The organism is Candidatus Thermokryptus mobilis (assembly GCF_900070205.1).
Classification (GTDB): domain Bacteria; phylum Bacteroidota; class Ignavibacteria; order Kryptoniales; family Kryptoniaceae; genus Kryptonium; species Kryptonium mobile.
This window is the reverse complement of record NZ_FAOO01000001.1, coordinates 39927-63020: the sequence shown is the minus strand read 5'-3', so window position 1 is coordinate 63020 and position 23094 is coordinate 39927. Positions and strand designations below refer to the sequence as shown.

The window sequence follows — 23094 nt, the reverse complement described above, 5'->3', positions numbered from 1 at the left end:
AAAGGTTTTTGGTAATAATTTAGCCAGTTGTATGGAAAAGACAAAGTTTTAGCCCATGGAGATAGATTTTTATGAAATAGAACTTTTACAGAAGCAAGGAAAGAGCGCTTTTGAAACCACGAAGATTTTAACGCTCACGCTTGACTCAATGATAAAACCAATTTACGAGGGTTTAAAAATTCCCTCCTCTGCTTTGATTGCGCTTGGCGGATATGGAAGGATTGAGCTTTGTCCAAGATCTGATATTGATTTGATGCTCCTTGTTGAAGGAAAGAATGAAGAAACGGAAGATTTAGCTGTTAAATTTTTCCGACAGATTTGGGGGCTCAATGTAAATATCGGGCATAGTTTCAGAACAATTGATGAATGCCTTGAACTTTTCGGCTCGGATTTTGAATCGTGGGCATCGTTGCTTGAGTCAAGGTTTGTGTGTGGCGATAGGAATCTATTTGAAGATTTCAAAAGGCGGATAATGGAAAAAACATTGAGCGATAAAAATGGGGCATTTGTCAGATGGATTGTAAATAGCAACCGCTTAAGGCATGAAAAGTATGGGAATACGATAAAACTTCTTGAGCCTAACATTAAGAAGAGCGCTGGTGGTTTGAGGGATGTTCATACTTTACTTTGGATTTTGAAAGGCACCGACCCCGACTTCTGGACTCTACCTGGGGAGAGCTCAGCTTGTAAAGAGATGTTTGAGTTGATGTATCACAAGGGGATGATAAATCGGCAGAAATTTTCATCTATAGTTGAGGCGTTTGAGTTTTTGCTTAAGACCCGAATTGAACTTCATTTGAATGGAGCTGGAGATGTTTTGGATTTTAACATTCAGGAAAAAATTGCGAATTCGTTTGGATATGCAGATGAAAACGCCGGGCGAAAAAGTGTTGAAGTTTTCATGCGTGATTATTATCTGCGAGCAAGGGAAATTTATATGCTGAATAAATTTTTCATCTCGGAGATTGAGAACAGCGGACTTAAAGGACATAAGAAAATCAAAAAGATAGACGATGTTTTTTCAATTCGTGATGATAAAAGGCTGATATTAAATTCGGAACAGAGAAAATTAACACCAGTTGATGTTTTCAATGCCTTACTCTATAGGTGCAGGGATAATGTTGATTTTAGCGATGAGTTAAAGCAAGAAATGATCGCATTAATTGATCATCTTGATTTTTCAAACAATCGGGAGGTTGATAAAATTTTCATAGATATTTTGAATTGCGAAGGTTATGTTGCGGAGACGCTTGAATTGATGCATGAGCTTGGAATACTTGGCAAATACATACCTGAATTTGGGGCGTTAACTTGTTTGCCACAGCATAGCGTTTATCATTATTTTACGGTTGATGAGCACACTTTAAGGGCTATCAAAAACGCTCAGGAGCTAAAAAGGAGCGAATCATCGCTCGGTGAAATCTTTAGGGGTTTGAGAAGGAAAGATGTTCTTTACCTTGCGATATTGTTTCACGATATCGGAAAAGCGGTTAAGGTTGAAGAGCATTCAAAGATCGGGGCTGAAATCGCTCGTGCATTTTTAAGGCGTATAAATTTTGATGCCGTTGAAGATGTCTGTTTCCTTGTTAAAAATCACCTTTTGTTTGAGCAAACAGCTTTTCGCAGAAACTTCAACGACCCAGAAACCCTATTTTCTTTCGCATCAAACTTTGAAAACGCCGAACAGCTTGATTTGCTTTACATTTTAACTTACGCAGACCTTTCCGCTGTTAATCCGAGCGTTTGGACAACCTGGAAGGCACAATTAATTGACGAGCTTTATCAATTGGCGAGGTTGGTAATTGAGAGAAATCTTGACATTGAAGGAATCCGTGATTTTATTGAGGAGATGGCGAGTCAGAGAATTCGGAGTGTTATTGAATCGTTGTCAGGGAAGATATCAAGGGAAATTGTTGAGAATCATTTTGAAAATTTGATTGAGGGTGATTCTTATTCAAGCGTTTTCACGAGCGAAGAGATAGAAAATCACATAAGGAAAATTTCCGAAGCAGGGGAGAAAAGTGTGGATGTAATTTTTGAGATTAAAGATGGATACACCGAGATAACCGTTATAACCAAGGATGCTCCTTTTGTCTTGGCGAGCATTTGTGGTGTTTTATCCGTAAATGATGCAAATATATTTGATGCGAAAATCTTCACGCGTAGGGATGGGATAGTAATTGACAAGTTCAGGGTGTTTGACTATGTTTCAGGAGCTGAGCTTTCAAAGGAACAGATGAAGAAAATTGAAAATGATTTGAACGATCTTTTCAACGGAAAGATAAATCTTGATGAACTTTTTGTAAGACACAGGAGAAGGTGGAAACGCAAGATTGAAAGGACGAGGAAGGATGTTAAGATTGCGGTTGAATTTGAGGATTCAAAGGATTTCACAATAATTGATGTTTTCGCTCCTGACTCGCTCGGTTTCCTCTATATGGTCTCGAGGAAGATGTCGGAACTTGGCTTGAACATATATTTTGCGAAAATTTCCACCCGTGTTGATGGGATAGTTGACTCTTTCTATGTCCTTGATTTAGAAGGAAGAAAAATTGAGGACGAAAAATTCAGGGAAAAGGTAAGAAGCGAGATTTTAAGTGTAATTTATGAACTTAACAATTTAAAATTAACATCGGAGTGAAAATGAAGGAAAAAATAATTGAGATGATAGCACTTGAACTCACGAAGCCAAGGCAACTCACAGATCAGATAATAAATCATATCCTTACGCATTACTCATACACGCTTGATCAGATTGATAAATTTTTCAGTGAGGAATTCCCAAAGATTGTGGAGAAGGACCCGATGGGGGAAGATTATGAGATTGACCTTTTGTTTGCTCCTGCATTCACACCGAAAGTTTCTGACAAAGCAATATTTTCAAAAATTCTTGATGAAATTGATTTGACCGCTCAGGATGTTGAGGATATAATTTCTGAACTTGAGCGGAGAAATTTGCAAGCGAATTTTTACATCACAATAAAAAGGAGGGATGAAACCGTTGTGAGGAACTTCAGCGTGAGGTTGGGCAATGTTAACCTCAGAAGATATGTCAGGTTATTGAACCTTGAATATAAACCGTCAAAGGAGATTTCGCAGATGGTAGATGTTGTTTTCCGAAATGAGAGCGATTTTGTGAAGGCGATTTTAAGGGATAAGTTTTGGAAGGAAGAGTGGCGTGAGGAATTTTTAAGGGTTTATCTTTTGTATTCGGCTGGCGGTCCCGGGATTTCGGTTGAGAAGTTCAATTTTCTTTTGAAGATTTTCCTTGGCAATCCGACTGCTTCAAGTGTTTATGAGATTTATGAACTTCTCCAAGATGTGATAGGGTGGTCTCAGTCTCAAGTGGATAACTTGAAGACGGGGAGAAAACAATTTTTCAACGAGATGATAGAACAGGGCTATAGAATTGAGGGCGGAGATAAGAGAAGTGTTGACGAAAGCGAGTTAAATCAAAGGGAAACAGAATTGAGATATTATATTGAATTGAAGGATGAAATTGGGTATATCCTTGAAAATATGCGGGAGTTTTTGCCGATAAACAATGCAAGGCGATTAGCAAAAATTTAAAAACTAATTTTTCGGCAAAGATATGTTCATCCCGTCATATGTTAAGTTGTATGAGTCGGGCGAATTAAAAAGGCGGGTTCAAATCCTTGAAAAAATGCTTGAGAGTTGTAATATATGTCCGCATAATTGTGGCGTCAATAGATTAAATGGTGAGATAGCAAGATGTTATTCGGGCTATAAACCGATCGTTTCTGCTTATGTTCCACATTTTGGTGAAGAGCCATTGCTCGTTGGTGTTAATGGAGCTGGGAATATATTTTTTGGGAATTGCAACTTAAGATGCGTTTATTGTCAAAATTATCAAATAAGTCAGAATTGGAAAGTTGAGATAAAAAATGAGGTTACAATAGAACGGCTTGCTGAGATAATGCTTGAACTTCAGGATATGGGTTGTCATAATATAGGGCTCGTTTCACCAACGCACTTTGTCCCCCAGATTGTGAAAGCGCTTTATATTGCAGTTGAAAATGGATTGAGGTTGCCTCTTGTTTACAATACAAACGCCTATGATTCTGTTGAGGTTTTGAAGCTTCTTGACGGTATAGTTGACATTTACCTTCCAGATATAAAGTATAGCAATAATGAGAATGCGTGGAGATATTCAAAGGTAAGGGACTATGTTAAGTATTCACGGCTTGCGATTAAAGAGATGTGGAGGCAAGTTGGGTCAGAACTTTTGATAGAGGATGGGATTTTGAAACGAGGTTTAATAATAAGGCACTTAATTTTACCCAATGATATTGCTGGAAGCGAAGATTCACTTCGTTGGATAGCTGAAGAACTTGGAACGGATGTCACTTTAAGTGTAATGGCACAGTATTATCCAACGAACAAGGCGTTTAACTATCCATTGATATCAAGGCGGATAATGTTCAGCGAATATGCTGCGGTGATTGAATTACTTGATAAGTTTGGTTTTGAAAACGGTTGGATACAAGAATTTGAGGAGTCGCCGGATTTTTATCGTCCTGATTTTTCCGATCGCGAAGAGCCGTTTAAGGACAGGGTAAAATTTAGACAGACGACAGGCTGAAACATTTTGAACTTTAAGTTTGTTTTATTTTCTGAAAAAGTAGACAAATTTTGTCTTGTTTTCAAAAACAAATCGGAAAAATCTCAATGAAGATAGATCAATTATCTTGGATGATCGGTGGTCCCCAAGGTAGTGGGGTTGACTCGGGGGCAAATATATTTTCAAGGGCTGTGGCTTATGGTGGATTGTATGTTTACGGGAAGAGGGAGTATCATTCAAACATAAAGGGTGAGCATAGCAATTATGTCGTCAGGGTTGATTCAAAACCAGTGTTGTCGCATCTTGATGAGATAGATTTCCTTGTGACTTTTGACCCGGAGACATTGTTTAGACACATTCACAAGGTCGTTTCAGGTGGCGTTTTAATTTATGATGTGAATCAGGAAAATATCAGCATTGATAAAATCCCGACGATTGACAAAGCAGCTAATAAGAGAATAAAGGCGTTTCTTTCTGAGCGAGGTGTGGGTTTTAGTGTAGGTGATGTTGTTAATTATGCCAAGCAAAATGGGATATTGACTTATGGCGTTTCTTATTCTAAGCTTTTGGAGGAGCTTGCGGAACGGCTTAATAATCCTCAGATTGCAAGGATGGATGTGATGATAAATGTAATGGCTGTTGCAATCTCTCTTGCTCTTCTTCAGTATGATTTCAAGTTCGTTCAGGAAGCGATAAAGTATGTTTTCAAGGCGAAGAAAAAAGTTGCTGATTTAAACATTGAGTCAGCAAGATTTGTATATGAATATGTGCTTAAAAATTTTGTCCAGACGAATTATAAACTTGAAGCTGTTGATAGAAACGATGATTACATATTAATTCAAGGTTATCAAGCATCTGCTCTTGGTAAAATTGCCGGTGGATGTAGATTTCAGACATATTATCCGATAACTCCCGCTTCGGATGAAAGTGTTTATCTTGAGGATAACGCTGTGTTTGATTTGGTTGATGGGGAGGGAAAGGGTTCAATAGTTGTTGTTCAGACGGAGGATGAAATTTCGGCTATTACTATGGCAATTGGCGCTGGACTTGCTGGAGTAAGAGCTTCAACAGCTACTTCAGGACCAGGATTTTCACTCATGGCAGAGGGGCTTGGTTGGGCTGGGATGAATGAGGTGCCAGTTGTTGTCACGCTTTATCAGAGAGGAGGACCATCAACAGGACTTCCGACAAGACACAGCCAGGAGGACTTGCTTTTCGCCGTTCATACAGGTCATGGTGAGTTTCCGAGGATAGTTTATGCTTCAGGAGATATTGAGGAGATTTTTTATGATGTGGTCAAGACCTTTAATTACGCCGAAAGATATCAACTGCCAGTGATTCATTTGATTGACAAAGCGATGGCAAACGCGATTATGACCGTTAAGAAATTTGATATTTCAAAAATCGTGATTGATAGAGGTGATTTAGTTGAGTCATTTAATGATGGGGTTTACAAGAGGTTCAAGTTTACCGAGACGGGGATTTCGCCGAGAGCGCGACTTGGTGTTGAGAATGCTGTTTTTTGGAACACAGGCGATGAACACGATGAGTTCGGTCATATAACGGAAGACCATGAAGTTAGAACGATGATGGTTGACAAAAGGATGAAGAAATTAGAAGTGGCTTTGAATGAAATTCCGAACGATGACAAGGCAGTTATTTATGGTGATGAGGATGCTGAGTATGTTGTTTTAAGTTGGGGCTCAACAAAAGGAGCAATACTTGAAGCGATGGAAAAGTTGAAAGGTGATGGATACAAATTGAAATTCATTCAAGTTAAGTTGTTGCACCCATTTCCGAGGGATTTGGTGATTGATATGCTTGGTTCATCTAAGTATTTGATTGATGTTGAGCAGAATAAGATGGGTCAGTTCGGTATGATTTTGAAAAGGGAGATTTTGCGCGATATTGATTACTATGTTTTGAAGTATAACGGTAGACCGATGTCCTTGAGCGAGGTTTATTTGGCTTTGAAGTTAATTCTTGACAAAAAAGCAAACAAAATACAGGTGCTAAACCATGGCGATTAAAATAGATGAAATAAAATTAACACTTAACGATTACAAGACCGATGTTCATAACGATTGGTGTCCCGGATGCGGTGACTTTGGGATACTTCAATCGGTTCAGATGGCTTTATTTGAGCTTAGGGTCCCAAGGCATAAAGCGGTGATTTTCTCTGGTATAGGTTGTTCTGGCAAGACGCCACATTTTGTAAATGTCTATGGGATACACACATTGCACGGTAGAGCTCTTCCTTTTGCTATTGGTGCACGTCTTGCTAACCCGGAGTTAAATGTTATAATTGTTGGAGGGGATGGAGATGGGCTTGGGATAGGCGTTGGACATTTTGTGAGTTCAGGAAGAAGAAATGTTAACTTAACTTACATCGTTTATAATAATGCGGTTTATGGTTTGACGAAGGGACAAGCATCACCAACATTGAAACTTGGGATGAAAACAAAGTCGCTCCCGAAGCCAAATATAAACGATGCTGTTAATCCGATTGCCTTGGCTCTTGTCTCCGGTTACACTTTTATTGCTCGTGGGTATTCTTATGATGTGAAACACCTGAAAGAGATAATAAAGAAGGCGATACTTCACAAAGGGCTTTCGTTTATTGATGTTTTACAGCCGTGCCCAACTTACAATGATATAAACACGAAGGACTGGTATATGGGCAAGGATAGGGTTGACCCGAAGACAGGTAAGCCAATGCCAAGGATTTATAAACTTGAGGAGGAGGGTTACGACCCGTATGTTTATAATCTTGATGATGGGGAGTTGGAGAAAAAGTGGATTCAAGTGATTGAGAAGTCGCTTGAGTGGGGAGATAGGATACCGGTTGGGATATTTTATGTAAATGAGATGACCTCAAGTTATGAGGAAAGGATACGGGATGTGATAAGTGATTATTTTGAGAATCCACCCGTTAAGCAGAGGATATCAACAGACGGTGGGCTTTCAAATGTGAATTTGGAGCGTATGTTGGCTGAATTTTCAACGCGCTTGGGTTAAAAGAAAATGATTTGTTTTTTTGCGTTTTAGTTTTTATATTTTAAAAAAAGTTGCGTGATTTTACTTGGGAGTTGAGCCAGGAAATAGGCAAAATTTATGCATTTGATTTGGATAAATTTAAAAAGGTGCACTCTTTAGGGGTGCACTTTTTTATTCTAAAAATAAAAACTTAATTAGAGGTTGTGGAGTTGAAAAAAAAGCTTGTGGCGCTTTACAAACTTCAAATTGTTGACTCAAAGCTTGATGAGATTAATAGCAAAAGAGGTGACTTGCCCTCAGAGATTGATTCGTTAAATGAGAGAGTTGAGGAGGTTGAAGAGGAGCTACGGCGAGCAAAGGAGACACTAAAGAACATAATTGAGGGGATTGATAGCATTGACTCTGACATAAGTATGCTTAAGGAAAATATTAAACGATGGAAGAAGCAATTGACCCAGGTGAAATCAAATCGCGAATATGATTCTTTACAGAAACAGATAGGTGAGGCAAATGAGAGGATTGACGAATTAAGTGAGCGAAGGGCTCAGTTAATCAAACAGCAAGGTGAGGTTGAAGATGAGGTGAAGGTTTTGGAGAAGGATTTGAAGGAATTGAAGGAAGAGCTTAAGAGTAAGGAAGAAGAGCTTGAAGAGATTAACAAAGAGATAAGGGAGGAGGAGAAGAATCTTTTGAAGGTGAGGGAGAAGTTTGCGAAAGAAGTTGATAAGATTCTTTTAAATCAGTATGAAAGGATAAGGCAAGCTGTTGGTGTTTTAGCGGTTGTTCCTGTGAATAGTGGTACATGTGGTGGATGTGGGGCGAGGGTTCCGTCGCAGAGGATAGTTGAGATATGGCAGAACAACAAGATTTACAGGTGTGAGGCGTGTGGCAGGATATTAATTTCAGATGATGTTTATAAGGAAGCTGGTGAGAGTGTGAAGTTGTAGCTGGTGTGGGTCGGGCAGTTGCCCTCATAATTTTGAGGGAGGAAAGTCCAAACTCCGCAGGGCGGTGAGTCCCGAGCAATCGGGAAATCCAGTGGTCATAACCGCTGGAGATGGAAAGTGCCACAGAAAAGATACCGCCTCAACCCATTGGGTTGGGGTAAGGGTGAAAAGGTGGGGTAAGAGCCCACCGCCCCGATAGCGATATCGGGGGCAGGGCAAACCCCTCATGGAGCAAGACCAAATAGGAGAGGACCCCTGGATAACGGGGCCGGGGTTGCCCGCCCCGGCTTCGCCAAAGGCGAAGGACTCTCGGGTGGGTCGCAAAGAGAAATAACTGCCTCTCCCGAACAACGGGAAAGACAGAATTTGGCTTACAGACCCACACCAGCAAATTTAAAATAAATTGGGTTATTGATTTGCGGAATAAATGGAGAATAATTGAAGTTAAGGACATTGAAAAAGTCAAAAATTTGGCAACCGAGGCAAGTTTGCCAATCCCGATAGCAAAGGTTCTTGTGGCAAGGGGAATTGACACAAGGAAAAAACTTGAAAAGTTTTTTAATCCAAGTTTGGATGATCTCTATGACCCTTTTCTTATGGAGGACATGGAAAAGGCGGTTGATAGAATCAGCAAAGCGATTTTGAATAAAGAAAAAATTTTAGTTTACGGCGATTACGATGTTGATGGGACAACCGGGGCATCTATGCTTTATCTGTTTTTGAAAGAGCTAGGAGCAGATGTTGAGGTTTACATCCCGGATAGATTTAAAGAAGGTTATGGGATTTCTCTAAGGGGAATTGAAAGGGCAAAGGAAAAAGGTGTTTCAACTATGATAGCGGTTGATTGTGGTATCACTGCTATAAATGAGGTAGAGTATGCGAAAAAATTTGGTATTGATGTTATAATCTGTGACCATCACGAACCGGGGGAAAAAATTCCAAATGCTTATGCTGTTCTTGACCCTTTGAAGGCGACTTGTAATTACCCGTTCAAGTATTTATCCGGCTGTGGGGTTGCGTTCAAGTTAGTTCAAGCGATATGTGAAAAATTAAATGTTGAGATAAACCCAATTCAGTATCTTGATTATGTCGCTATAGCTTCTGCAGCTGATGTCGTTCCGCTTGTTGATGAGAATAGAATTCTTGTCAAGTATGGGCTTGAACTCCTAAATTCATCAAATCCGCGCGTCTCTTTTCTAGCTTTGCTTGAAAGAGCTGGATTAAGGAATAAAAAAATTAACACTTGGCATATTGGTTTTGTAATTGGACCGAGGATAAATGCGGTAGGGCGACTTGGGGATGCAACAAGGGCTGTTGAGTTTTTGATAAGCAGTGATTATAAAGACGCTTCAAAGTGGGCTGATGAACTTCACAGGGAAAATGAAAGAAGGCAATCGCTTGATAGAAAGGCATTTGATGAAGCGGTTGAATTTATTGAGAGTTACCAATTGCATAAAAAGGATAAAGTCCTCGTCCTTTTCAATGAGGAGTGGCATCAAGGAGTGATTGGAATAGTAGCGTCAAAGATAGTTGAAAAGTATCATAGACCTGCGATCCTTTTGACATCGTCCGACGGTGTGCTTAAAGGTTCAGCAAGAAGCATACCGGGATTTGATATTTATAGGGCATTGAGACATTGCGAGAATACACTTTTGCAATTCGGTGGGCATAAACATGCTGCAGGTATGGTTTTGCAAAGAGAAAAACTTGATGAATTTAAAATCGCTATAAATAAGTTCGCTGATGATGAACTCACGGAGGATATGCTTGTAAGAGAGGTAACTATAGATGCGGTTGTTGATTTACGGGAAGTAGCAAATTCAATAGTTGATTATTTTATGTTGCTGAAAAAATTTGAACCATTTGGTCCAGGAAATTATGAACCGGTTTTTCTATCGCCGGAGGCAAAGATATTTGATGTGAAAAATTTTGGAAATAATCATTTAAAATTTAAAATTAAAGTTGACGGCATAACAATTGACGCCATTGGCTATGGTCTTGGAGAACTTTATCAGAGCGTCGGTGTTGCTGATAAGGTTAGTATCGTTTTCAGTTTTGATGAGGGGAATTGGAATGGTCAACCTGTTGTCCAGTTTAAAATTAAAGATTTAAAGTAAAAGGGAGGTGTAAGTTTATGTCAGGTCATTCAAAGTGGCATCAAATAAGGCATAAGAAAGCAGTTGTTGATGCGAAAAAAGGAAAGATTTTCACGAAACTTATCAAGGAGATAACTGTTGCTGCAAAACAAGGTGGTGGTAACCCTGATACGAACCCGAGATTACGACTTGCGATTCAAAACGCAAAGGCAGCTAACATGCCTTGGGAAAATATTGAAAGGGCGATTAAAAGAGGAACGGGTGAACTTCCTGGGGTGTTTTATGAAGAAGTTGTGTATGAGGGATATGGTCCGGGTGGGGTTGCGCTCTACATTGAGTCAACGACGGATAATAAGAATAGAACGGTTGCTGAGATTAGAAATATCCTGAACAGGCACAACGGTAGCCTTGGGGAAGCTGGCTCCGTTGCTTGGATTTTTGAAAGAAAAGGTGTCATTCAAATCCCAAAGGAATATGACGAGGATACCATACTTGCTATAATACTTGATGCTGGTGCTGAGGATTTGAAGGCATACGATACATTTTTTGAAGTTTTGACGGCTCCGGAAAATCTTGAAGCGGTTCGTGAGGCGCTTGAGAAAAACAACATTAAAATTGATGACGCAAAGGTCAGGATGATACCTAAGACCACCGTTAAGGTTGAAGGCAAAGATGCGCAACTTTTATTGAAACTCCTTGAGGCGCTTGAAGATCACGACGATGTGCAAAATGTGTATGCTAATTTTGAAATTGACGACAGCGTCCTTGCTGAATACAGCAAGCAAATGGGCGGATAAAAATTTTAGAGGTGATTTTTAAACAATGATAATTCTTGGGGTTGACCCCGGAAGCAACATCACTGGCTATGGCATAATTAAGGTTCTTGAGAAAGATGGAAAGCTTGATAGAACTGAACTTATCCCTGTTGATTATGGCGTGATAAAAGTTGATGATAGAGAGCATTTTAATATTCGCTTGAAGAAAATTTATGATGAATTGGTTCAGATAATAAATCAGCATCGCCCGACGGACCTTGCTATTGAGACAGCTTTTTATGGGAAAAATTTTCAATCGGCTTATAAAATTGGTCATGTTCGCGGTGTTGTTATACTTTCGGCCGTTAATTCCGGCATATCGGTTTTTGAATATACACCCCGTGAGATTAAAAAGGCGGTCGTTGGCAGGGGAAACGCCACAAAGGAACAAGTCCAATTTATGGTGAAGGCAATTCTTGGACTTAAGAATTTCCCCGAATTTTACGATGTCTCAGATGCTCTCGCAGTTGCTATTTGTCATGTAAATAAGACCTTTGTCCCGAATAAAGCGAGATTTAGGGATTGGAAAGCATTTCTGAAAGCACATCCCGAGCTAGCTGAGGGTGAGATTGATTTAAAATCAAGAAGAAAGAAAAAGTGATATTTGCGCTTGAAGGAAAAATTGTAAGTAAATCGCCAGTTGAAGTTGTCGTTGATGTCGGTGGAATTCACTACCTTGTAAATATACCTGTGACGGTTTATGAAAAACTTGGAGATGTTGGAGCAAATGTAAAACTTTACATTTATTTAATCGTTCGTGAAGAAGAAATTTACCTTTATGGATTTTCAAGTATTGAGGAGAGGGATTTTTTTAAGTTGTTGATCTCTGTCTCGGGGATAGGTCCGAAGATGGCGCAGACGATAATGTCGGGGATGAGTGTGGAGGAGTTGAAGAATTCAATAATTCACGGTGATGTCTCATCGCTTGTCTCAATCCCAGGTGTCGGGAAAAAGACAGCTGAAAGGGTCATAGTTGAACTTCGCGATAAAATCGCTAAAATTGAATTTGCAGGAAAGCCACTTGAATTCATTTCAAGCGATCAAGTTGAAGTCAGAAATGAGGCTTTGCTTGCGCTTCTTTCACTTGGATTTTCAAGGCAGTCCGCTGAAAAAGCGATAAGAACCGTGTTAAGGGAAAACGAGAAAAAAGAGTTCACCGTTGAAGAGCTTGTCAAACAAGCATTAAGGCATATAACATCAAGGTAAAATTATTGCGATGAAAAAATTAATCTTATTACTTCTGGCATTTGACATTGTCATTTCGGGAGATTTAGATAAGCTCAATTCAGATAAGAAATCCCCTGCTGTTGCTTTTGGGCTTTCGCTTGTTTTCCCAGGGCTTGGACAGGCGTATTTGAAAAGATTTGATATCGGGCGATATTTTCTTGCTTCGGAGGTTTCGCTTTGGCTTGTTTATTTTGGGCTAAATGAATATGGGAGATGGCTCAATGAAGACGCTATAAATTTTGCGGTTGCTCGCGCTGGGATTGACAAGACCGGGAAAGATGATGATTTCTTCGCAAATATTGAAAATTACAGAAGCGTTTATGATTTCAATCAAAGAAAGGGAAGGGATAGGAATTACGATAAACTTTATGACCCGGAGAAATTTTTCTGGTGGTGGGATACAGATGGGTCAAGGCAAAGATATAAAGACATTAGAACTAAAAGTCGCGCAATGAGATACTATGCTAAGTTTGCCCTTGTCTTTGTAATTTCAAATCATTTTGCAAGTGCCATTGATGCTTTCGTTTTAGCCAAAAAATCAAATTTAAAACTTGGCGTACTTCCAACTCGGGAAGGTTTTAATGCTTATCTATCCTTTAATTTTTGAGTTTAAATCTCGCCAAAAATTTTGATGCTGGAAAAAATGAAGACAACTGAATTTTCCCCCGAAATTGAAATAATCTACGAAGACGAGGATATCGTTGTTTTAAACAAGCCAGCTGGCGTTTTAACCATCCCGGATAGGTTTAGCAGAGCGATTCCAAATCTTTACGATATTTTGAGCGAGAAATATGGGAAAATTTTTGTTGTACATCGGCTTGATAAAGAGACAAGCGGTGTTATTTGTTTTGCCAAAAATGAAGAAGCGCACGCAAATTTGAGCGAGAAATTTGAAGAACACGATGTCAATAAAGTTTATCTCGCTTTGATAACCGGGCATTTGAGAAATAAAGAGGGCAGAATTGATTTGCCTTTGTCTGAAAATGAAAAGGTTCCCGGGACGATGAAAGTTGATTATGAAAATGGGAAAAGGTCAATCACTGAATATCGTGTTTTAGAAGAGTTTGAAAATTATTCACTTGTTGAAGTTCGTCCTTTAACTGGAAGGATGCATCAAATACGGGTTCATTTTAAAGCGATAGGGCACCCTCTCGCCATTGACTCGGTTTATGGAGGTAGAGAGGAAATTTTCCTCTCGGAGATAAAGAAGAAATACAAAGTTAAGGAAAACGAGACGGAGAGACCTTTGATGAACAGATTGACGCTTCATGCTTTGAAGCTAGGTTTCTTCCATTTCAGAAAAAAGGAATATGTTGAGTTTGAGGCGAAATTGCCGAAGGATTTTGAGAGTTTAATCAGACAGTTGAGGAAACACAGCAAAGTTGAAACTTAATTTGCCAAGTTAAAACAAAATCGTCAATTTTCTATGGGAAAAGAATTCACACCGTGGTATTTCAACCCGGAGATAGCGAAAGTTTATGAATCGTTCTATGAGGGGAAGTATAAGGAAGCAGACATTCAAGAGAAAAAGTTGTTGAAGTTTTTAATTGATCAAATAGATGATGTAAGGGAAGTGCTTGAGGTGGGTTGCGGGACGGGGCATTTTACGAGGTGGCTTCACTCACTTGGGTATAAAGTAGTCGGTGCAGATATTTCACCAGTGATGTTAAGCGTTGCGAGAGAATTATGGAAAGAGGGCAATTTCGTAAACGCAAGTGCTGAGAGTTTACCGTTTGAAGATAAATCCTTTGATGTCGTTTTATATGTCGCTTGTCTTGAATATATGAAGGACCTTTCACAAGTTTTCAGGGAAGCTGAAAGGGTTGCGAGAAAAGGTATAGTTATTGGTTTGATGAACAAGTGGAGTTTGCCGACGATAAGGAGGATAATTCAGGTGAAACTTGGTAAAAATCCATACTATTACAATGCAAGGTTTTACTCTTTACCTGAGATAAAACGAGAATTATCCAATGCGCTAAAGGGTAAAAATTTTGAATTTCTTGATTGGCGATGTGCTGTTTTTCCGAAGATTTTCGGGATAAAAGGGCTTGTTAAAATTCCATTTGGAGGTTCTTTTCTTGGCATTGGTGTTAAGTTTAAATAAAAAATTTGAGTGAAAGATGCAGGTGGATTTTCCAAAATTTGGGAAGGTCGGGAAGATTTTCTTTGACAATGTCATATATCCAAAACTTGGTGCAAGAAGAGAGGAAGTCTTAGTTGGTCCAGCATATGGTTGTGACAATGCGGTGATAAAGGTGAATGAACGACAGGTTATGATTTTAACGACGGACCCTCTTTCCATAATTCCTGTGCTTGGGTTTGAGGATTCAGCTTGGCTTACGGTTCATCTTCTTGCGTCCGATCTTGCAACGAGTGGTATCCCGCCGATGTATGCTGTGCTTGATTTCAATTTACCACCGCAGATAACAAAGGAAGAATTTGAAATTTATTGGGATGCTTTCCACCGTGAATGTGAGAAACTCGGAATTGCGATTGTTGCTGGGCACACAGGGAAATTTTTCGGTATAGATTACACGATCGTCGGAGGAGGGACATTTATTTCAATTGGTGATATTGATAAGTATCTTGCTTCAAATATGGCTAGGCCAGGTGATAGGATTGTTATAACCAAAGGCACAGCAATTGCGACCACTGGAATACTTGCGCGTGTTTTCCCCGAGACGATAGAGAAAAATTTCGGTTCTGGGTTTTTAAAAGAGGCACAAAGTTATTTTAGAAAGTTTTCAGTTGTAAACGATGCATTGATCGCTGTAAAGGTCGGTGTCCGCGATGAAGGTGTATCCGCAATGCACGATGCAACAGAAGGTGGTGTTTTGGGAGGGATTTATGAATTGGCTGTTGCTTCCGGTTGCGGTGCTCACATCTACAGGGATAAAATTCCCATCTCTGAAACAACAGAAAAAATTTGTCAACTTTTTGAGATTGATCCATATATCTCTTTGAGTGAAGGGACATTGATAATCGCTGTGAAGGAAGGAAAAGTAACGGAGCTTATCAACCTTCTTGAGGAAAATGGTATCAACTCTGCCGAGGTTGGCTATTTGACGGAAGCAACATACGGATTTTGGATTGAAGAGCCGGATGGAACTAGAAGTGAGTTTTTTTATCCAGAAGCAGACCCTTACTGGAGCGCTTACATAAATGCTGTTAACAAAGGATGGAGGTGAAAAATGAAAATCAAAGGCGGTCTTTACTTCGTCGTTGATATAAATTCGGTTAAAAAATTAGGTGAAGGGAAGGTGCTTGAGATCGTTGAGAGGGCGATTGAAGGAGGTGTTGATGTGATTCAAATATGGGCGCAGAGAGAGGAATGGGAGTTGGAGTTTGAGAGGCTTTGTGAGATTATCAGAAAAATAATTGAAGTAGCGCATAAGAAGGAAGTCCCAGTTTTAATTGCTAATGATTTGGAGCTTTGTGCATTGGTAGATGCTGATGGTGTTCATCTTGATGGCTACGAGATACCGAAAGCGTCAATTGCCGAGATTAAAAGTAAAATTGGGTTTGATAAAATTGTCGGCGTTACCTGCGGCAATGATGTCAGGAAAATTGAGTGGGCAAGGGAAAACGCTGTGGATTACATCTCCTTTTGTTCAGTTTTCCCTTCATCATCTGTTGATTCCTGCGAGATAGTCCCGCTTGAGATGATAGGGAAAGCAAAAGAAATTCTTGGTGAAGGTATCCCTGTTTTTGCTTCCGGTGGGATAACGGTTGAAAATGTTGATGATGTTTTGAAAGCCGGGGCTGATGGTGTTGCTGTTGTGTCCGGGATTATGAAAGCGGATGACCCAAGACGGGCAAGTGAGAATTTCAAGAGGAAAATTTTGCGAGCTTAATTTGAATTTAATTGGGGGAATTGAAAGTGCCGTATAAAATTTGACGATTTTGTCTTTTTTTATTAAATTTTTTCTGCCTTAAAAACAAAATCAAGGGCACACTGATGAAGCATATCATTAATTTGTTAGCTTTTCTTTTTGTCCCTGTTCTAATAGTTATTTCTCTTGTGGTCTTTTATCCTGATGTTTCAAAAGCGGTGAAGACCGCTCAAGCGCAGGAGTGCATTGATTGCCATGTTTCAAAGGGTATAACTGCGAGTGCGATTAGGGATTGGAAGTTGAGCAAGCATTATGAAGCTGGTGTCACATGTGCGGATTGTCATATCCCTGTCAAAGAGGCGGTGAAGGAGATACACGAGTCAAAGAGTAGTTGTGAAGATAAAAGGGTGAGGCGACTTGTTTCACCGAGGAATTGTGCACAATGTCATGAGGACAAGGTGAATGAGTTTGAAAGAGGGAAGCATGCTCTGGCTTGGGTTGCGATGATGGCTATGCCTACGACGAAGGATCAACCAAGCGTTTTAATTGAAGGGGAAAAGGGTTGCGGTGGTTGCCATAGAATTGGGCGTGATGAGGGGAAATGCGATGCTTGTCATACAAGGCATAAGTTCTCAACTGTTGAAGCCAGAAAACCCGAGGCGTGCATGACTTGTCATATGGGATTTGACCATCCGCAATGGGAGATGTGGAGCACTTCAAAGCATGGGACAATTTATTTTACGGAGGGGAAGAATTGGGATTTCAGCAAGCCATTGAGTCAGTGGTATAAAGAACCGTATAAGGCTGATTCATCAACACCAAGAGCTCCCGTTTGTCAGACATGCCATATGCCAAATGGTGACCACGGAGTTAAAACAGCTTGGGGCTTCCTCGCTTTAAGAGTTGCTGAAAAGGACCCAGAATGGGCGAAGTTGAGAAACACAATTATGCGTGGACTTGGCGTCCTTGATGAGAAAGGGAATTTCACAGAAAGGATTAAAGTCATTGAAGCAGGGAAAGTCGTTAGATTGACAGCGGAGGAATGGGAAGCGGAGAGAAATAGAATGATAAAAATTTGCTCCCAATGTCACAGCCCAAGTTTTGCGAAGGAACAACTTGAAAAAGCAGACCAAGTTATAAAGGAATCAGATAAACTTATGGCTGAGGCGATTGAGATCGTTGAATCGCTTTATAGAGATGGAATACTTGAGCGTCCAAAAGATTATCCTCTTCACACCGACTTGTTGAGGTTCTATGAGGTTCGTCATCCGATAGAGCAAAAGCTCTATGTTATGTTTCTTGAGCACAGGATGAGAAGTTTTCAAGGTGCGTTCCATATGAATCCGGATTATCAGCATTGGTATGGGTGGGCGGAGATGAAGAAAGACCTTGCCGAGATAAAACACGAAGCGGAGATGTTAAGAAAACAATATGCGCAAGCAAAACAGAAGAAGTAATATAATATGGGGCAGGCATTGTCCTGCCCTTTTTGTTTTTAAGCCGATTTCATTATATTTTTTGCAAAAAACGATCCCGTAATGAGCAACAAAGTCAGATTTTTAAAGTTCAGTGATTTCAATTGGGAAGGAGTTGAAGTAAAACAATATAAAGATGAAAGAAACACCTGGCTCAATGTCAGTAGACGAGTAATTGTGGGGAAGTCGGGGGAAAATACAAAATTTCATGTGAGATATTTTGAAATTGCCCCGGGTGGATATTCTACACTTGAAAAACATCGCCATGAGCATGTCGTGATCTGCGTTCGTGGTAATGGTTTGGCAGTTGCTGGTGATGATGTTTATGAAATGAATTTTATGGATGTAATTTACATTGGTTCAAATGTCCCACATCAATTTATAAATCAGTCGGATGAACCGTTTGGTTTCATTTGTATAGTTGACGCTAAAAGGGATAAGCCAAAGTTACTTAAGCGCAGTGAAATTTTTGAGTTGTTGAAAAGTGAAAAGGTAAGCAAGGTCGTTCGTATCCCCGAGACGTATCCAATTCAAGTTTGAAGTGAAATTTTTTCTTTCCACTGTAAGTGTTAAATTTCAATTGTAGTCAAACAAACCTTCACTGAAAAATGGAGCGATTAAAATATAAGCACAAATTCAAAGAGTTAAATCCCGATGAATTAAAATGGTCATGTCCAGTTGAGAAATTACAATTTGAAACAACCGATGAGATTGAGCCACTTGAGGATATAATCGGTCAGGATAGGGCTTTAAAGGCGCTGAAACTGGGGACGGAGCTTTTCGCTCCTGGTTATAATGTTTTTGTTTGTGGTTTGACGGGGACAGGGCGTATGACGACGATAAAACACATTTTGAAGCAAATTTCCCCCAAGGCGCCACAGGCTCCGGATAGGTGTTATGTTTACAACTTCAAAAATCCCGATGAGCCGCGACTTCTTGAATTTCCCCGGGGTCAGGCGATAATGTTTAAGCGAAATATGGAAGCGATGATTTTTTATCTGAAGCAGAAAATCCCAAGGACGCTTGAAGATGAAAAGTATGTTGACGCAAGGAATAAAGTTATTGAGAAATATCAGAGGAAGGAGCAGGAACTTTTAAGGGAATTTCAGAAAAAAGTTGAGAAGGAAAGATTCGCCATAATAAACATGCAGGTTGAAAATGTCATAAAGCCTAGCATTGTCCCGATAGTTGAAGGTAAGCCAGTTCCAATTGAACAGCTCGTAAATCTTGCCAAGTCGGGTAAAATATCCGAGGAGGAAGTCAAGGCGATAGAGCGCAAATATCTTGAGCTTCAGGCGCAGATGCAGGAAATTTTCAAAAAGGAGATGATACTTGCAAGGGAGCTTTCAAGGGAACTTGAAGAGCTTGAACGTGAGGCGGTTAGGTCAATTGTTGATGGAATAATTGATGAGATAAAAGAGCAGTTTAAAATACCGAAAGTCCACGAATATCTTGACGATGTTCGCAAGCATATTTTGAACAATCTACATATTTTCAAAGCTACAGCTGAACAAGTTAAGTCAGTGCCATTTTCCCCCGAACAAAAAGAGGAAGTTGACCCATTTCTTCCTTATCGTGTTAATGTCATACTTGATAACTCTGAACAGGAAGGCGTTCCTGTTATAATTGAGACTACACCGACATTTTCAAATATATTCGGGACGATAGAGAAGGTTTATGATTCGCGAGGTTTTTGGAGGACTGATTTTACAAAGATAAAAGCTGGTTCAATTTTAAAGGCGGACGGTGGCTATCTCGTTTTAAATGCAAGGGATGCGTTAAGTGAGCCAGGTGTTTGGAAAGCACTTAAGAGAACGCTTATGTATAGAAAACTTGAAATTCAGCCGATGGATGTTTTCTTTCAGATAAGTTCAATTTCTTTGAAGCCAGAACCAATTGAGATAAATACAAAAATTATAATGCTTGGAGACCCTGAACTTTATCATTTGCTTTATGAATATGACGAGGACTTTCAGAAGATTTTCAAGATAAAGGCGGATTTTGATTTTGAAATGGATTTGAACGATGAAGCGATAATTCAATATGCGAAATTTATAAGGAAGATTTGTAGGGATGAAAATTTGAGACCATTTGAGAGGGAAGCAATTGGTAAAGTTGTTGAATTTGCTGTGCGTCAAGCTGGCAGAAGGGATAAAATTACCACAAGGTTTAGCACTATAGCTGATTTAATACGGGAGGCGGATTACTGGGCGAGAGTTGATGGAAGCAATCAAGTTAAACCTTCACATGTTCAGAAAGCGATTCAGGAAAGTTTTGAAAGAAGGAAGATGATTGAGGATAAAATAAAAGAGATGATATCAAAGGGTGTTATACTTGTTGATGTAACCGGTGAAAGGGTTGGGCAAGTTAATGGTTTGACAATTTATGAGATTGGTGATTATAGATTTGGTAGACCCGTTAGAATAACTGCGAGCGTTTCAATGGGCAGGGCTGGGATTATCAACATTGAGAGGGAGTCAAATTTAAGCGGTAGAATTCACGATAAGGGGGTTTTAATCTTAGCTGGTTATTTGCGTGAGAAATACGCGCAGGATAAACCATTAACTTTATCAGCGAGTATTTGTTTTGAGCAGTCGTATTCTGGAATTGATGGGGATAGCGCATCTTCAACAGAGCTTTACGCATTACTTTCAGCTCTTTCGGGCTTGCCGATAAAACAAGGTATTGCGGTTACCGGTTCAGTTAATCAAAAAGGGGACATTCAGCCAATAGGTGGAGTAAATGAGAAGATAGAAGGTTTCTTTGATGTGTGTAAGGCGAAAGGTTTAACAGGCGAACAAGGTGTGATAATACCGAAGAAAAATGTTGATGATTTAATGTTAAGGGATGATGTCGTTGAAGCAGTTAAAAAAGGTTTGTTTCACATTTATCCAGTTGAAACGATAGACGAGGGCATTGAAATTTTAACAGGTGTAAAAGCAGGCAAACGACTTAAAGACGGAAAATTTGAACCAGGCACAGTCAATTACCTTGTTGATAAAAGATTAAGAGAAATATCAAAGGGTTTGAAAAAATTTACAAGTGATTAATCGCTCCAACCGCTCATCTCGGAGGCAATAGCTATAAGCTCTTCCATCGTTATTGAAGATGGATCAAGTTTTTCAAGTGATTTTCTCATTTGTTTGAAGAGTTCATCATATTCAATCGTTGCAGTTCTCTTCCTTTTTATTGGGTTTACTTTTGAAACAACCGCTTGCTTTAAGAAAGGATGGTTAATCCCTCTTTCTCTCAAGCTTTGAACTATCGGTTCAATCACATCATCAACTTCTTTCAAAAGCTCCGCTCTTTTTTCTCTTACTGAAAGTGCTTCTGGCAACGGTGCGTCAATGAAATTATCAACCTTTTTAAGTATCGGGACATAAGCAGAACCACTGAACTTCAAATGTTTCTCGTATATTAGACCAAGCGTTATAAAGTAAGCTTCTTCAAATTGGAATGAATATTCCATTTCCGAAATTTTCCCATTCGTTTCAAGTAATCCCCTATACATTCTGATCACTTCAAGCGCTTTTTCTTTAAGGTTATGCGCTTTTTCAGTGTTTAACGAGAGGATGTGAAACGCGACTGACATGTCTGGGATAATTATAGCAGGTATTTCTTTAGCTCCAAGTTGTAGGAGGGCTTCCCTTCTATGGTTGCCATTTGGCGTCCAATATTCACCCTCCGCGTATCTTACGGCAACGATCGGGTCAATGAATCTTTTGACTTGTTCAATCACTTCTTGAAGACGTTTGACATGAGATGAGGAAAGGTCTCTTTGGAATGGGGTTGGTTTTACCTTTTCAAGTGGTAGAAGCGCAAATATTTGCCAATTCTTGCCATATGGCTCTTGATATATTGTTAGGACAGTTCCCCCGTCTTTTTCAATTTCTTTTGCAAGTTCCTTTATCTCGTCTGGAAGATGTTCCGTAACCGGGTATATTTTCCACCTGACTCTTGGCATTTTTACTTTGGGATTTTTTATTTTTTAAAAAGATAATTTTTGGCGGGAAAATTTTCAAGTGTTAAGTTGAAAGGTAGTGGAGCCGACGGGATTCGAACCCGTGACCTCCACAATGCCATTGTGGCGCTCTCCCAACTGAGCTACGGCCCCAGGAAATTTCATTTCAAATTTAAAAACTCCGCTTGAAATTTCCAAATTTTGTTGTTTTGTTGTAATTTAAAACAAAAAAAGATTCGTATAACAACAAGTGCCTGCTCTTTTAAGCAAAACAACGGAGTATGGGATAAGGGCGGTCCTTTACATCGCGCTTAACAGTTCAAAATATATCACGACGAAGGAAATAGCAAAGGAATTAAAAATACCTAAACATTTCCTCGCCAAAGTGATTCAAAAGCTAGTCAGGTCAAAAATAATATATTCAAGACGTGGGAGAAACGGTGGTTTCGTCTTGAGAAAATCACCTGATAAGTTAAAGATAATTGATGTTGTCCTTGCACTTGAAGGGGATGAATTATTTAAAAAATGCGTTCTTGGATTGCCGAATTGTTCGGATGAAAATCCTTGCTCCGTCCATCAAAATTGGAGTGTTATTCGTGAGCAGATAAAGCAGATGCTTTCAGAGAGGACATTAAAGGAGTTGTTGGATGGCGAGGTCAGGATTTAAGACATTTTTTCAAACTTTCAATTTCACATACCTTATTTTTTGATTGAATTTTAATTTGCTTTTGTATTTATTAGTCATTTTGTCACTTGACAGAAATTGTTTTAAGCATTATATTTAATTATGCGATTAGCACTCTTTCAATCCGGGTGCTAATAGGTAAAACAAAACTTAGGAGGTGAATTTTATGGCAAAAGTTAACATTCGTCCTCTTTCAGATAGGGTTGTGGTAAAGCCATTACCTGCTGAAGAGGTTACGAAGAGCGGACTTGTGATACCTGACACTGCGAAGGAGCGCCCACAACAGGGGGAGGTTATTGCGGTGGGTCCGGGTAGGATAACTGATGATGGGAAGAAAATCCCGATGGAGGTTAAAGTTGGCGACAAAGTCCTTTATGGGAAATACGCTGGAACGGAGATTTCAATTGACGGTGAGGAGTTCTTGATCATGAGGGAAAGCGATATACTTGCAATCATTGAATGAAAATTTAAAAACA

Annotated in this window: 21 protein-coding genes, 1 tRNA gene and 1 other RNA gene; 21 read left to right on the top strand and 2 right to left on the bottom strand. The window is 39.6% G+C overall.

Annotated elements, in window-relative coordinates; all coding sequences use genetic code 11:
- The first annotated feature begins 55 nt into the window (after positions 1-55).
- The 19 genes from glnD (at position 56) to FKZ43_RS00180 (ending at position 21022) form a co-directional block, all read left to right on the top strand.
- Positions 56-2641, top strand: coding sequence for a [protein-PII] uridylyltransferase (gene glnD, locus FKZ43_RS00270; protein ID WP_140943874.1), 2586 nt, complete (start codon positions 56-58; stop codon positions 2639-2641).
- Between the two features lie 2 nt (positions 2642-2643).
- Positions 2644-3570, top strand: coding sequence for a hypothetical protein (locus FKZ43_RS00265; protein ID WP_140943873.1), 927 nt, complete (start codon positions 2644-2646; stop codon positions 3568-3570).
- Positions 3571-3592: 22 nt separating this feature from the next.
- Positions 3593-4603 carry a radical SAM protein gene (locus tag FKZ43_RS00260; protein WP_140943872.1) on the top strand — a complete coding sequence of 337 codons (1011 nt, stop codon included), beginning with the start codon at positions 3593-3595 and terminating at the stop codon, positions 4601-4603.
- 86 nt (positions 4604-4689) lie between these two features.
- Positions 4690-6612 (top strand): 2-oxoacid:ferredoxin oxidoreductase subunit alpha, encoded by a 1923-nt coding sequence (locus tag FKZ43_RS00255; RefSeq protein WP_140943871.1) that lies wholly within the window; start codon positions 4690-4692, stop codon positions 6610-6612.
- On the top strand, positions 6602-7600 hold the full coding sequence (locus FKZ43_RS00250; protein WP_181180184.1) for a 2-oxoacid:ferredoxin oxidoreductase subunit beta: 999 nt from the start codon (positions 6602-6604) through the stop codon (positions 7598-7600). The genes FKZ43_RS00255 and FKZ43_RS00250 overlap by 11 nt, the downstream gene beginning before the upstream one ends.
- A 188-nt stretch (positions 7601-7788) precedes the next feature.
- Positions 7789-8526 (top strand): zinc ribbon domain-containing protein, encoded by a 738-nt coding sequence (locus tag FKZ43_RS00245; protein ID WP_219916493.1) that lies wholly within the window; start codon positions 7789-7791, stop codon positions 8524-8526.
- Positions 8527-8528: 2 nt separating this feature from the next.
- Positions 8529-8916, top strand: an RNA gene (gene rnpB, locus FKZ43_RS00240) — RNase P RNA component class A.
- 26 nt (positions 8917-8942) lie between these two features.
- Complete coding sequence (gene recJ, locus FKZ43_RS00235; RefSeq protein WP_181180183.1) at positions 8943-10643, top strand: single-stranded-DNA-specific exonuclease RecJ; 1701 nt, start codon at positions 8943-8945, stop codon at positions 10641-10643.
- A 17-nt stretch (positions 10644-10660) separates the two neighbouring features.
- Entirely contained in the window at positions 10661-11419 is a 759-nt protein-coding gene (locus FKZ43_RS00230) for a YebC/PmpR family DNA-binding transcriptional regulator (protein WP_140943868.1), read from the top strand.
- Positions 11420-11444: 25 nt separating this feature from the next.
- Entirely contained in the window at positions 11445-12038 is a 594-nt protein-coding gene (gene ruvC / locus FKZ43_RS00225) for a crossover junction endodeoxyribonuclease RuvC (protein ID WP_140943867.1), read from the top strand.
- A complete protein-coding gene (ruvA, locus tag FKZ43_RS00220) occupies positions 12035-12643 on the top strand; it encodes a Holliday junction branch migration protein RuvA (RefSeq protein WP_181180182.1) in 609 nt (202 codons plus the stop codon). The genes ruvC and ruvA overlap by 4 nt, the downstream gene beginning before the upstream one ends.
- A gap of 10 nt (positions 12644-12653) precedes the next feature.
- Positions 12654-13271 (top strand): hypothetical protein, encoded by a 618-nt coding sequence (locus FKZ43_RS00215; RefSeq protein WP_140943865.1) that lies wholly within the window; start codon positions 12654-12656, stop codon positions 13269-13271.
- A gap of 36 nt (positions 13272-13307) precedes the next feature.
- Positions 13308-14057 carry an RluA family pseudouridine synthase gene (locus FKZ43_RS00210; protein ID WP_140943864.1) on the top strand — a complete coding sequence of 250 codons (750 nt, stop codon included), beginning with the start codon at positions 13308-13310 and terminating at the stop codon, positions 14055-14057.
- 33 nt (positions 14058-14090) lie between these two features.
- Entirely contained in the window at positions 14091-14768 is a 678-nt protein-coding gene (locus tag FKZ43_RS00205; RefSeq protein WP_140943863.1) for a class I SAM-dependent methyltransferase, read from the top strand.
- Positions 14769-14784: 16 nt separating this feature from the next.
- Positions 14785-15852, top strand: coding sequence for an AIR synthase family protein (locus FKZ43_RS00200; protein WP_140943862.1), 1068 nt, complete (start codon positions 14785-14787; stop codon positions 15850-15852).
- A gap of 3 nt (positions 15853-15855) precedes the next feature.
- Positions 15856-16518, top strand: coding sequence for a thiamine phosphate synthase (locus FKZ43_RS00195; protein ID WP_140943861.1), 663 nt, complete (start codon positions 15856-15858; stop codon positions 16516-16518).
- A 104-nt stretch (positions 16519-16622) separates the two neighbouring features.
- Positions 16623-17954, top strand: a complete 1332-nt coding sequence (locus FKZ43_RS00190) for a multiheme c-type cytochrome (protein WP_140943860.1) — start codon at positions 16623-16625, stop codon at positions 17952-17954.
- 81 nt (positions 17955-18035) lie between these two features.
- Positions 18036-18512 (top strand): cupin domain-containing protein, encoded by a 477-nt coding sequence (locus tag FKZ43_RS00185; protein ID WP_140943859.1) that lies wholly within the window; start codon positions 18036-18038, stop codon positions 18510-18512.
- Positions 18513-18580: 68 nt separating this feature from the next.
- A complete protein-coding gene (locus FKZ43_RS00180) occupies positions 18581-21022 on the top strand; it encodes a Lon protease family protein (RefSeq protein ID WP_140943858.1) in 2442 nt (813 codons plus the stop codon).
- On the opposite strand, the gene FKZ43_RS00175 is transcribed toward FKZ43_RS00180, so the two are convergent.
- Both FKZ43_RS00175 and FKZ43_RS00170 read right to left on the bottom strand, forming a co-directional pair.
- Positions 21019-21936: a ParB/RepB/Spo0J family partition protein gene (locus FKZ43_RS00175; protein ID WP_022803355.1), complete on the bottom strand. Its 918-nt coding sequence runs from the start codon at positions 21934-21936 to the stop codon at positions 21019-21021. The genes FKZ43_RS00180 and FKZ43_RS00175 overlap by 4 nt on opposite strands.
- A gap of 77 nt (positions 21937-22013) precedes the next feature.
- Positions 22014-22086: transfer RNA gene (locus FKZ43_RS00170), tRNA-Ala, on the bottom strand.
- Positions 22087-22183: 97 nt separating this feature from the next.
- Here FKZ43_RS00170 and FKZ43_RS00165 point away from each other — a divergent pair.
- The gene (locus FKZ43_RS00165; protein ID WP_140943857.1) at positions 22184-22600 is read left to right on the top strand and encodes an RrF2 family transcriptional regulator; all 417 of its coding nucleotides are present in this window, start codon (positions 22184-22186) and stop codon (positions 22598-22600) included.
- Between the two features lie 184 nt (positions 22601-22784).
- Positions 22785-23081 (top strand): co-chaperone GroES, encoded by a 297-nt coding sequence (groES, locus tag FKZ43_RS00160; RefSeq protein ID WP_092350642.1) that lies wholly within the window; start codon positions 22785-22787, stop codon positions 23079-23081.
- Positions 23082-23094: the final 13 nt, after the last annotated feature.

Coding starts and splice junctions, on each gene's coding strand:
- glnD (WP_140943874.1), top strand. CDS start 56: ATGGAGATAGATTTTTATGAAATAGAACTTTTACAGAAGCAAGGAAAG.
- FKZ43_RS00180 (WP_140943858.1), top strand. CDS start 18,581: ATGGAGCGATTAAAATATAAGCACAAATTCAAAGAGTTAAATCCCGAT.
- FKZ43_RS00210 (WP_140943864.1), top strand. CDS start 13,308: ATGAAGACAACTGAATTTTCCCCCGAAATTGAAATAATCTACGAAGAC.
- FKZ43_RS00185 (WP_140943859.1), top strand. CDS start 18,036: ATGAGCAACAAAGTCAGATTTTTAAAGTTCAGTGATTTCAATTGGGAA.
- FKZ43_RS00265 (WP_140943873.1), top strand. CDS start 2,644: ATGAAGGAAAAAATAATTGAGATGATAGCACTTGAACTCACGAAGCCA.
- FKZ43_RS00260 (WP_140943872.1), top strand. CDS start 3,593: ATGTTCATCCCGTCATATGTTAAGTTGTATGAGTCGGGCGAATTAAAA.
- FKZ43_RS00175 (WP_022803355.1), bottom strand. CDS start 21,936: ATGCCAAGAGTCAGGTGGAAAATATACCCGGTTACGGAACATCTTCCA.
- FKZ43_RS00205 (WP_140943863.1), top strand. CDS start 14,091: ATGGGAAAAGAATTCACACCGTGGTATTTCAACCCGGAGATAGCGAAA.
- FKZ43_RS00195 (WP_140943861.1), top strand. CDS start 15,856: ATGAAAATCAAAGGCGGTCTTTACTTCGTCGTTGATATAAATTCGGTT.
- ruvC (WP_140943867.1), top strand. CDS start 11,445: ATGATAATTCTTGGGGTTGACCCCGGAAGCAACATCACTGGCTATGGC.
- FKZ43_RS00190 (WP_140943860.1), top strand. CDS start 16,623: ATGAAGCATATCATTAATTTGTTAGCTTTTCTTTTTGTCCCTGTTCTA.
- groES (WP_092350642.1), top strand. CDS start 22,785: ATGGCAAAAGTTAACATTCGTCCTCTTTCAGATAGGGTTGTGGTAAAG.
- FKZ43_RS00255 (WP_140943871.1), top strand. CDS start 4,690: ATGAAGATAGATCAATTATCTTGGATGATCGGTGGTCCCCAAGGTAGT.
- FKZ43_RS00200 (WP_140943862.1), top strand. CDS start 14,785: ATGCAGGTGGATTTTCCAAAATTTGGGAAGGTCGGGAAGATTTTCTTT.
- FKZ43_RS00250 (WP_181180184.1), top strand. CDS start 6,602: ATGGCGATTAAAATAGATGAAATAAAATTAACACTTAACGATTACAAG.
- FKZ43_RS00230 (WP_140943868.1), top strand. CDS start 10,661: ATGTCAGGTCATTCAAAGTGGCATCAAATAAGGCATAAGAAAGCAGTT.
- FKZ43_RS00215 (WP_140943865.1), top strand. CDS start 12,654: ATGAAAAAATTAATCTTATTACTTCTGGCATTTGACATTGTCATTTCG.